Source organism: Aquifex sp., assembly GCF_056494385.1.
Window position 1 is genome coordinate 1 of record NZ_JBSLZM010000096.1, and the last position, 9,820, is coordinate 9,820.

Below are 9,820 nucleotides of genomic sequence, written 5' to 3' on the forward strand. Positions count from 1 at the left end.
TGTTGAAAAGGCCAAAAAACTCGTTGATGAACTTATAAACGAGATAGAAAATAAATAAGGAGGGAATTTAAATGAAAATTCTCATAGTCTCCTTTGATAAGAACTTAGTTGATAGCCTGAAGGCACACCTTGAGGGATACGAGGTTTATACCGCAAAAAATGCGGAGGAGGCTATAGCCCTTTCCCCTCCTGATATAGATGTCGTAGTTTTTGACGCCATATCAGGAGCGATATCGGAAGAAGAAATAAACCACCTTTACGAAAAGAAGTTCCAGAACCAGAAATACGTAATACTCTACGACGAACTATTTCCCGTTGACGTTAATAACATAAATCCTCCTAAAAAAGTTCTCGTTTTAAGAGAATCATCGCCCGAAGAGATAGTAAACAAAATATTTGAAGAAGTTGGGAAAACCACTTCCACACCGCAGGTAAACGTTTTTCAAGAGAAAAGAGAAAATGAAAGCCCAAAACAGGATAAAGGAGAGAAACCCCTCGTTTTAATAGTAAGTTTTGACAAGAGGCTTACCGATAACTTAGAAAAGGCTTTAGAAGACAGCTACAGAACGGAAGTAGTAAAGAACATGAAGGCTGTAAAAGAGAAAGGTATTTACGCGGACGTTATAGTGTTTGACGCTATATCCGGCTCTATAGCGGAGAAAAACCTTATGGAACTATCAGAGATACCCGGTATAAGAGAAAAGCCGTTCTTAATACTCCTTGATGAGTTATTCCCGATAGACGTTGAAAAGATAAACCTTCCCCATAAATCCGTTCTAAACAGGGATGTCCCGGCGGACCTTGTAAAGGAAGAGGTGGATAAACTCTACGGGGAAACCCGAAAGAAAGAAGTGAAAGAAGAACCACAACCTCAAGAAGAAGAGGAGAGCCTTATAGAAACTACCAATATGTTATCGTTTGAGGAAACCGAGCCGGAACAAAAAGAAGAAGTGAAAGAAGAAGAACGTAAAGAGGAATTTCACGTTTCGGAGCAAGTTTTACACCAGGGAAACGAAATCGCACGAAAACTTTCCGAAAAGCTTTCCGATGAGAAGTTCGTAAAGCTGGTGCTCGTTGACGCTATTTCCGAAACGCTCCATGGCTTGAGGGAGGAAATAAAAGCCGAAGTAAGGGAGTATATAAAGGATGCCGTTGAGTCCACACTCAGAGAAGAGGTTGAAAGAGTTCTACTTGATATAGGCGTTGTTGACATTATAAGAGAGGAGACGCGAAAGATTCTTGAGAAAAAGATTTCAGAACTTCTTGAGTGATGCACAAACCCGTTTTACTTAAGGAAACGGTTGATATCCTTATCGGAAACGGTGGAAAGGTTTACCTTGACTGCACCTTAGGACTCGGTGGACACGCTAAGGAGATACTGAGAAGGAAAAAGGAGGTATACCTCATAGGTATAGACAGGGACGAAGAGGCTATAGAGTTGGCAAAGGAAAACCTAAAGAAGTTTTCCGACAGAATATCCCTGTATAAAGCGGACTTTCGTTATTTTGACGTTGTTCTAAAAGAAGAGGGGATAGAAAAGGTTGACGGAATCCTGTTTGACCTAGGGGTTTCCATGTATCAACTGAAAAGTGAGAGGGGCTTTTCCTTCCAGATAGACGCACCCCTTGATATGAGGATGGATAAAGAGCAAACCCTTACAGCCTATAAGGTTGTAAATACATACACCGAGAGGGAACTGATAAGAATTCTCAAAGAATACGGGGAAGAGAAGTTTGCGGTAAGAATCGCAAAAGCTATAGTAAACAGAAGGGAGAAAAAACCAATAGAAACGACGAGGGAGCTTGTTGAGGTAATATTGTCCGCAGTTCCTGAGTTCTACAAGCACGGCAGAATACACCCCGCAACGAGAACCTTTCAGGCAATAAGAATAGAAGTAAACAAGGAGCTTGAATCCCTTCAAGAAGCCCTTTATAAAACCCCTGAACATCTTAACCCCCGCGGAAGACTTGTTGTTATCAGTTTTCACTCCCTGGAGGACAGGATAGTTAAAAAGTTTATGAAGGAAAAGGAAAGAGAAGGTGTATTCAGGATACTAACGAAGAAGCCTATAACACCATCGGAAGAGGAGATTAAGGAAAATCCAGCCTCAAGGAGCGCGAAGTTAAGAGCTTCTGAGAGAGTCTAAAATCCTTAACAGCTCCTCCGGCTTTTTTAAAATAAAGTCGGGCTTTTGGGAGTTTAGTTTTACGTATCCCCAGCCTGCGAGGGCTGTCAGCGTTCCCGCTTCCTTCCCCGAGAGGATGTCAGCCTCAGTATCTCCGACTACTATAGCCTTCCGTGGTTCAATTCCAAGGTGTTCAAGAGTTTTTATTACCGGAACGGGGGAGGGTTTCTTCTCGGGGAAGGTATTCCCTCCCGCTATAAACTCAAAGTAGTTTATAATCCCGAGTCTTCTTAAAATCTCCCTTGAGAGTTCCTCAAGCTTGTTTGAAACCACCGCAAGCTTTACCCTCTCTCCTTTTAACATCTCAAGAATCTTAGGAATACCATCGTAAACCCTCGTGTAAACAACTGGGTTTTCGAGGTAATACTTCCTGAAAAGCTCTACATACTCCTCCCTGAACTTATCCCCAAGAACCCTTTCAAGCAAGGCTTTAACTCCGCCACCAATGTAAGGCTTCACATCCTTAGGGAAGTACTTCTCGAGCCCTATCTCCTTTAACGTTTTCTTAAGTGCAAGCGCTATATCATCGGCAGAATCTATAAGAGTTCCATCAAGGTCAAATAAAACAGCCTCTACGCGCATTTTTTCATGTAGTCCTTTAACTCCTCTTTTTTGAAAACTTCTTTCTTTACGTAGTTTATAACACAGTAAAGCTCCTTCGGAGGCAGGTATCCCGGTATCCGGAGAATGAGATTCCCATTTTTATCGTAAAAGATTAAATTCGGAAAGGAAGTAGCCCCCAGTTCCCTTGCGAGCTCCTTCTCGGAAACCTCTTTTATTACACCCCCTATATTCGTCTTCACAGGCGCATAACTCTCGTAAGTTAACGTAAAGAGGTCTATACCCTTCAGAACTTCCTTTAAAATCCCTTCGGTTTTTAAGTCCTTCTTTAACTGAGCACAGTATATACAGCTCTTACTTTCAACTATAAGAAGAGCATACTTGTTTTTCGGAATGATAGATTTTGCCTCCACACTTTCTTTTTGACTTTCACCGCTACAGGCAAACAGAGCTAATACGACTGCCAGTAAAACGAAAACCCTTAAGTTCATAAAGATAAATATAATCTATAGTATGGAAAAAGTTGGAGCTATGGTCGTTGACCTTGAGGGAAATACCCACGAGATTACCGAGAAACTTAACGAGGTTATTGAAGGTATTTACGAGGAAGGGAACGAGATACTTGACATTAAAGTAACCTACGCAAAGGAACACGGCATAGACGGATTTGTTATCGTATACACGATAATATACAAGGGGAAGGAAGTTCCTGAAGAATGATTATAAAGGTAAAAGTTAAACCCAAGTCAAAAAAGGAGGAGGTTAAAAAGATATCCGAGGAAGAGTACGAGGTAAAAGTAAAAGAGCCCCCCGAAAAGGGAAAGGCGAACGAAAGGGTTATTGAGCTTCTTTCCCGATTTATCGGGGTGCCTAAAAAAAGACTGAAAATAGTGAGGGGTGAAACCTCAAGACTAAAGTTTATTGAAGTAGATTTATAAATTATGTTCATCCCCGAAAGGGAAAAGGAGCTTATAGAAAAAACGAGGGAGCTTTTGGAGAGGATAAAAAACCTTAAAGATTTAGGCCTTGATGAAGCCAAAAGGCTTGCTGAAGAATTGAGAGAAGTTATCAGATTTCATGACTACAAGTATTACGTTCAGGCAAATCCGGTAATAAGTGATTACGATTACGACAGACTATTCAGAGCACTTAAAGAAATTGAGAGGAAGTATCCCCAGCTTATAACTCCCGACTCCCCCACCCGGAGAGTAGCGAGCGAGATAACGGGAGAGTTCCCCACCGTGAAACATTACGCTCCGATGCTCTCCCTTGATAACACCTACACGGAGGAGGAGCTTAGAGAATGGGACAAAAGGGTGAGAGAGCTCACGGGACTTGAGGTAGTTGAGTATACGGTTGAACCAAAACTTGACGGTGCAGGGATTGCCCTTGTCTACAAAGACGACATCTTCGTAAGGGGAGCTACAAGGGGAGACGGAGAATACGGGGAAGACATAACAAATAACCTGAAAACCATAAGAACTATTCCTTTGAGGGCTGAATTCTCGAAGTTCGGTATAAAGCTCGCGGAAATAAGAGGAGAGGTAGTTATAAGTAAGGAAGAGTTTAAGAAACTAAATCAGGAAAGGGTTGAGGAAGGACTCCCTCCCTTTGCAAACCCGAGGAACGCCGCAGCGGGCTCAATAAGACAGAAAGACCCTAAAGAAGTCGCAAAGAGGAGACTTGAAGCTATAGTTTATCAACTCGCATACGTAGAGCCTCCGGAGAGCGACCCAAAAACCCACTACGAGTCCCTAAAAATGCTTGATACATTAGGTTTTAAAACACTCTTTAAGGACACAAAGCTCTGCAAGGGAATAGAGGAGGTAATAGATTACTGCAGGGAGTGGGAAGAAAAGAGAGACACCTACCCCTACGAGATAGACGGGATGGTCGTTAAGGTAAATGACCGAAGGCTTTACGAAAAGCTCGGATACACCTCACACCACCCGAGGTGGGCTATAGCTTACAAGTTTAAGCCGAGAAGGGCCGTAACGAAACTCGTTGACGTCGTATTTCAGGTGGGAAGAACAGGAACTATTACACCAGTCGGAAAGCTTGAACCGGTTCAGGTCGGCGGTGTTACGGTTTCATCGGTTTCCCTCTTTAACGAAGACTTCATAAAGGAGAAAGATATAAAGATAGGGGACTACGTTCTCGTTGAAAGAGCCGGAGATGTTATACCATACATAGCTGACGTTCTAAAGGAAAAGAGAACCGGAGAGGAAAAAGATATAATATTTCCCCAAAAGTGTCCCTCCTGCGGCTCAGAACTCGTAAAGCTCCCGGAAGAAGTGGCAAGAAGGTGTATAAACATAGGGTGTCCCGCTCAATCCGTTTTAAGGATAAAGCACTGGGCAAGCAGGGACGCAATGGACATAAGAGGTCTCGGTGATGCAACGGTAAAACTACTTTTTAATAAAGGACTGGTAAAGGATATCGGAGACCTGTATTACCTGAAGCTTATAGACCTTCTGAGACTTCCCGGGTTCGGGGAAAAGTCCGCCTTGAACCTTCTTAAAGCTATAGAGGAAAGCAAAAACAGGCCCCTAGACAGGGTTCTTTACGGACTAGGGATAAGGTATGTGGGTTCAACAACCGCAAGGAAGATATCGGAGATAATAAACAGCATTTGGGAGCTGAAAGATATACCTATGGAGAGAATTATGAGACTTGAGGGGGTGGGATACAAGGTAGCAAAAAGCGTAAAAGAGTTCTTCTCCGTTCCGGAAAACTTAAAAGTTCTTGAGAAACTTGAGAAAGCAGGTGTAAACCTTAAAAAGAAAAAAACCGAAAAAATCGCGGACGTTTTGAAGGGAAAGACCTTTGTCTTTACGGGAACACTTGAATGCTGTTCAAGGGAGAAGGCGGGTGAGATAGTCGTATCTCTCGGCGGGAGGTTTTCAAACACGGTAACCTCCAGAACGGACTACCTCGTAGTAGGAAGGGAACCGGGAAGGACGAAGCTTGAAAAGGCAAAAAAATACGGTGTTAAAACTATAACAGAAAAAGAGTTTATAAACATGATCAAGGACTACGTTGACCTTGAAAAACTTAAGGAAGAGAAGAAGAAAGAGATAAAGGTAGGAAAGCTATTTTGAACTTTTTGCTTCAAGTTTGAATAACTCTTTAAGTTCCTGTTCTATTTTGTCCCTTAACCTTCTCAGTTCAGGAACGCTAAGACTTTTAGGCTCTTCTATTACGAGGTTCTCCCTCCTCTTGTGAGAAGGAATGAATTCACACCTATCCTTTATTTCGTTGTCAAGAATCACAAGAACATCAAGCTGTTTATAGGGAATCTTTCTGAGGGGTTTGGGATAAATTCCCCTCGTTGGGTATCCTTTTTCTTTCAATACCTCTATTACTTCCTTGGGTGTGCTTCTCTCGGGTTCAACACCTGCGGAGAAAACCTCCGCCTTTATACCCGCATCCTGTAAAAGCTTCTTTGCTATGGCCTCAGCCATTAATGCCCTTACCGCTCCCTTTCTACTAACGAATCCGATTTTCATAGGATTTTTTATATCATTAATCTTATGCTGGAAAAAGATCTGCTTGATATACTGGCATGTCCTAAATGTAAGGGAGACCTTATATATAACCAAGAGAAGGAGATACTTATATGCGAAAAATGTAAAGTTTACTACGAGATAAGAGAGGGCATACCTGTGCTCTTGATTGATGAGGCTAAACCCTTACACGGTTTAGAAGGTAATCCTTGAGCTCATCGGGGTCCTCGGTTGAGAAATCGGAAGGGAGGGTTTCCTTAAAAACTTTTTTGAAGTGAACAAACTCAACGGGTTTTCCGTACATCTTCCTGTAACTTCTCACCATCTCCATATCCGCGTTGTTATCCCCTACGTATATACCCTCTCCTGCTCCCAGGCTTTCCATACAGAGGTGGAGGGGATAGGGGTGAGGTTTCCTCAGGTTTATATCGCCAACATCGTCGTCGTCAACAACTACATCAAAAAAATCCCATAGTTCAAAACGGTCAAAGAGATACTTTAGGTCTCTCTTTGGCCTTCCTGTAACAACACCCAAGGAAAGTCCCGAGCTTTTAAGCTCTTTAAAAAACTCCCTCCCTAGTATAAGCTCCTCCTTATCTTTAAACTCGTCGTAAAAGTTTTCAAAAACCTCAACGAGCTCACCGTAAGGTGGTGGTTCAAAACCAAGGTGTTTAATGAGCTCAACGCTGACATCCCAGTCGTTATTTATACCTCTTGAGAACTTGAACTCCCTTATGAACTCAATGTCTAAATTCTTCCCCGTGAAATGCTTTACCGTCTCCTTTATAGCGTAATGATAGGACTTTCTAACATCTACTATTACTCCATCAACGTCAAATATTACCACTTTCATACCGCAGTTTTCACCTCGTTCGTTTTTTCAAGCAGATACTTTATAAAGTTATTTGCAAGGAATGAAACACTTCCGTTTTTCGGATATATTATGTGGAACTTACGTTTTATATCAAATCCCTTAATTTTAACCTCAACAAGACTTCCCGCTTTTAGTTCTCCGTTTAGGAGCCCTTTTGAAAGGAAGGAACAACCGTATCCCGACTTAACTATCTGGATTATGTTCCTACTGCTCGTTGACTCTATCTTTATGTTTAGCTTGTCAAACACTATCCCGAGCTCCTCAAGCTTGTCCCTCACGAGCTTACGTGTTCCCGAATGAGCTTCTCTCATAACGAGGTCAAGCTCGTAAAGCTCCTCGGGTTCAATTACACCCTTTGAAGCTACCGGGTGTTCTGGATAGGTGAAGAATATTATCTCGTCTTCTAAGAATGGTATGTCTATAAACTTATCCGAAGGTTCTCTTTCTATTATGCCTATGTTTAGAACACCCGAGATAAGGCCCTCCTCAACGTCGTGGGAGTTGCCCGTAAAAACCTTTATCTTTGAGCTCGGGAACTCTTTGTGAAAATCCGCTATAACCCTGGGAACAATGTATTCACTCGGCGTTGCACTAAGACCGAGAAAAAGCGTGTCCTTTAAATCCTTTTTTATCCTTGCTATTTCCTCCATTAACCCCTCATAGCTGTTTAGGAGCATCTTAGCTATCTCGTAAATCCTCTTTCCTTCTTCGGTGAGAACCATCCTCCCGCCCTGTCTCTGGAGAAGTTTCGCTCCCACCGTTCTCTCCAAGGCTTTTATCTGTTGAGTTACGGCGGGTTGGGTTATGTATAAAATCTCCGATGCCTTTGAAAAGCTTCCTAGCTCTGCAACCGTTACAAAAGTCTTGAGCTTGGATATATCAATCATACGTATATAATTTTAACCTGCAAATAAGAAATGGTTATGACTGTTATAAAAAGGTGTTTTAAAAAGAAAGGAAGGGATTACCAGGTGAGAACCCTTCCCGCCTGTCCGAGTGAAGGAAGTGCTTGACTGGGCGTAAGTAGGGGAACGTCAAATCCCAGGTCTTCTTTCTTCATTCCGTTGAGTTCAAGGGACTGAAGACATCCCACGAACTGAACCCCGTTGTCAAGGGCGAGTTCCATAAAGTCCTTAATGGTGTTTCCTCCTTCCATGGGACGGATGCTTTCCGCAACACCTTTCTTAAGAAGAAGCGTAGCAGGTCCCGTGAAGTACATAACTACGTTCATATCGGCAGATGCAGCGGTTGAAGCAAGGAAGAAAGCAGAAGGAAGTCTCTTAGGATTCTCGGGACCTGTAATCAAGATTATCACGAGATCTGCAGCTTGCTGTTGTTCACTCATCACACTCACCTCCTCATTAGGATTTTAGTATATCCTTATCAAGTAAAAACTAAACTCTTCTTTATGGTTAAATAAAATCTCTTTATCTTTATTAAAATAAAACTTTATGAAAAACCAAAAGCTTTATAAAGAAGCTCTGCAACTCCTTCCGGGCGGTGTTAACAGCCCCGTAAGGGCTTTCAAGGCTGTAGGCGGAGACCCCGTAATCCTTGTTAAGGGGAAAAAAGCAAGGGTTTGGGATGCTGACGGAAACGAGTATATAGATTTTCTTGCCTCTTGGGGAGCTCTTATCTTGGGGCATGCTTATCCCAAGGTGGTTAAAGCTGTTCAAGAAGAAGCTCAGAAGGGACTTTCCTTCGGTTTAACAAACCCTCACGAAATAACGCTTGCGAGATTAGTTGTCGAAATGGTTCCTTCAGTTGAAAAGGTAAGGTTCGTAAACTCCGGAACGGAAGCAACGATGTCCGCGGTCAGACTGGCAAGGGGTGTAACGGGGAGAAAATACATAGTTAAGTTTGACGGATGTTATCACGGGCATTACGACAGCTTACTTGTAAGTGCTGGCTCGGGTGTTGCGACCTTTGGCATACCCGGAACCCCCGGAATACCCGAAGAAATAGCAAAATTAACGATAGTTCTCCCCTACAACGATGTTGAAGCTCTTAAAGAAGCCTTTGAAAAATACGGGGAAGAGATAGCAGGTGTCATAGTTGAACCCGTAGCTGGCAACATGGGGGTAGTTCTGCCTAAGAGAGAGTTTCTTGAAGAGATAAGGAAGCTAACAAGGGAAAACGGAAGCCTACTCATATTTGACGAAGTTATTACGGGTTTTAGGCTCTCAAAGGGAGGAGCTCAGGAGCTTTTCGGAATAGAACCCGATATAACCTGTCTGGGTAAGATTTTGGGAGGAGGTCTACCCGTAGGTGCATACGGAGGAAGAAGGGAGTTAATGGAGAGGGTGGCTCCGGAAGGAGAAGTTTACCAGGCGGGAACGCTATCGGGAAATCCCCTCGCAATGGTTTCCGGTTCAGAAACTTTAAAGGAGCTCAGGGATAAAGAACCTTACGAAGAACTTGAAAAAAGAACGGAAAGACTCGCAAAAGAGGTTAGCAGGATACTCCTTGATAAGGGCGTTCCCCACAGGATTAATAAAGCGGGTTCAATGATTACGGTATTCTTTACGGAGGGAGACGTTTACGACTTTGAAACGGCAAAACGTTCAGACACACAAATGTTCGCAAAGTTCTTTAAGGCACTACTTAAGAACGGTGTTCTCATACCACCTTCTCAGTTTGAAGCTTGGTTCCTCACAACTGCGCACGAAGACAACGTCATAGACGAAGCCCTTG

At 42.8% G+C, this 9,820-nt stretch carries 13 protein-coding genes; 7 read left to right on the plus strand and 6 right to left on the minus strand.

Features of this window, described 5'->3' with window-relative positions; translation table 11 throughout:
* Positions 1-71 precede the first annotated feature (71 nt).
* Positions 72-1,271 (plus strand): hypothetical protein, encoded by a 1,200-nt coding sequence (locus tag ACWB1W_RS07350; protein WP_479370728.1) that lies wholly within the window; start codon positions 72-74, stop codon positions 1,269-1,271.
* Positions 1,271-2,146, plus strand: coding sequence for a 16S rRNA (cytosine(1402)-N(4))-methyltransferase RsmH (rsmH, locus tag ACWB1W_RS07355; RefSeq protein WP_479370729.1), 876 nt, complete (start codon positions 1,271-1,273; stop codon positions 2,144-2,146). Before ACWB1W_RS07350 ends, rsmH begins: the two co-directional genes overlap by 1 nt.
* Here rsmH and ACWB1W_RS07360 read toward each other — a convergent pair.
* Both ACWB1W_RS07360 and ACWB1W_RS07365 read right to left on the minus strand, forming a co-directional pair.
* Positions 2,123-2,767 carry an HAD-IA family hydrolase gene (locus ACWB1W_RS07360; protein WP_479370730.1) on the minus strand — a complete coding sequence of 215 codons (645 nt, stop codon included), beginning with the start codon at positions 2,765-2,767 and terminating at the stop codon, positions 2,123-2,125. The two genes, rsmH and ACWB1W_RS07360, sit on opposite strands and share 24 nt — an antisense overlap.
* A complete protein-coding gene (locus ACWB1W_RS07365; RefSeq protein WP_479370731.1) occupies positions 2,758-3,237 on the minus strand; it encodes a thioredoxin family protein in 480 nt (159 codons plus the stop codon). The genes ACWB1W_RS07360 and ACWB1W_RS07365 overlap by 10 nt, the downstream gene beginning before the upstream one ends.
* Before the next feature lie 22 nt (positions 3,238-3,259).
* Between ACWB1W_RS07365 and ACWB1W_RS07370 the strand changes: the two genes are divergently transcribed.
* The 3 genes from ACWB1W_RS07370 to ligA are packed head-to-tail and all read left to right on the plus strand — an operon-like array spanning position 3,260 to position 5,847.
* Complete coding sequence (locus ACWB1W_RS07370; protein ID WP_479370732.1) at positions 3,260-3,466, plus strand: hypothetical protein; 207 nt, start codon at positions 3,260-3,262, stop codon at positions 3,464-3,466.
* Positions 3,463-3,684 (plus strand): DUF167 domain-containing protein, encoded by a 222-nt coding sequence (locus ACWB1W_RS07375; protein WP_479370733.1) that lies wholly within the window; start codon positions 3,463-3,465, stop codon positions 3,682-3,684. The genes ACWB1W_RS07370 and ACWB1W_RS07375 overlap by 4 nt, the downstream gene beginning before the upstream one ends.
* 3 nt (positions 3,685-3,687) lie before the next feature.
* On the plus strand, positions 3,688-5,847 hold the full coding sequence (ligA, locus tag ACWB1W_RS07380; RefSeq protein WP_479370734.1) for an NAD-dependent DNA ligase LigA: 2,160 nt from the start codon (positions 3,688-3,690) through the stop codon (positions 5,845-5,847).
* Here the strand turns inward: ligA and ACWB1W_RS07385 are convergent.
* Positions 5,839-6,255 carry a low molecular weight phosphatase family protein gene (locus tag ACWB1W_RS07385; protein ID WP_479370735.1) on the minus strand — a complete coding sequence of 139 codons (417 nt, stop codon included), beginning with the start codon at positions 6,253-6,255 and terminating at the stop codon, positions 5,839-5,841. The genes ligA and ACWB1W_RS07385 overlap by 9 nt on opposite strands.
* Before the next feature lie 24 nt (positions 6,256-6,279).
* On the opposite strand from ACWB1W_RS07385, the gene ACWB1W_RS07390 reads away from it, so the two are divergent.
* A complete protein-coding gene (locus ACWB1W_RS07390; protein WP_479370736.1) occupies positions 6,280-6,465 on the plus strand; it encodes a Trm112 family protein in 186 nt (61 codons plus the stop codon).
* On the opposite strand, the gene ACWB1W_RS07395 is transcribed toward ACWB1W_RS07390, so the two are convergent.
* The 3 genes from ACWB1W_RS07395 to ACWB1W_RS07405 form a co-directional block, all read right to left on the minus strand.
* A complete protein-coding gene (locus ACWB1W_RS07395; protein WP_479370737.1) occupies positions 6,431-7,105 on the minus strand; it encodes an HAD family hydrolase in 675 nt (224 codons plus the stop codon). The genes ACWB1W_RS07390 and ACWB1W_RS07395 overlap by 35 nt on opposite strands.
* On the minus strand, positions 7,102-8,013 hold the full coding sequence (locus ACWB1W_RS07400) for a LysR substrate-binding domain-containing protein (protein WP_479370738.1): 912 nt from the start codon (positions 8,011-8,013) through the stop codon (positions 7,102-7,104). Before ACWB1W_RS07400 ends, ACWB1W_RS07395 begins: the two co-directional genes overlap by 4 nt.
* Before the next feature lie 77 nt (positions 8,014-8,090).
* Positions 8,091-8,471, minus strand: coding sequence for a DsrE family protein (locus tag ACWB1W_RS07405; protein WP_459775217.1), 381 nt, complete (start codon positions 8,469-8,471; stop codon positions 8,091-8,093).
* Between the two features lie 106 nt (positions 8,472-8,577).
* Here ACWB1W_RS07405 and hemL point away from each other — a divergent pair.
* A partial coding sequence (gene hemL, locus ACWB1W_RS07410) for a glutamate-1-semialdehyde 2,1-aminomutase (protein WP_479370739.1) occupies positions 8,578-9,820 on the plus strand: 1,243 nt, incomplete at its 3' end.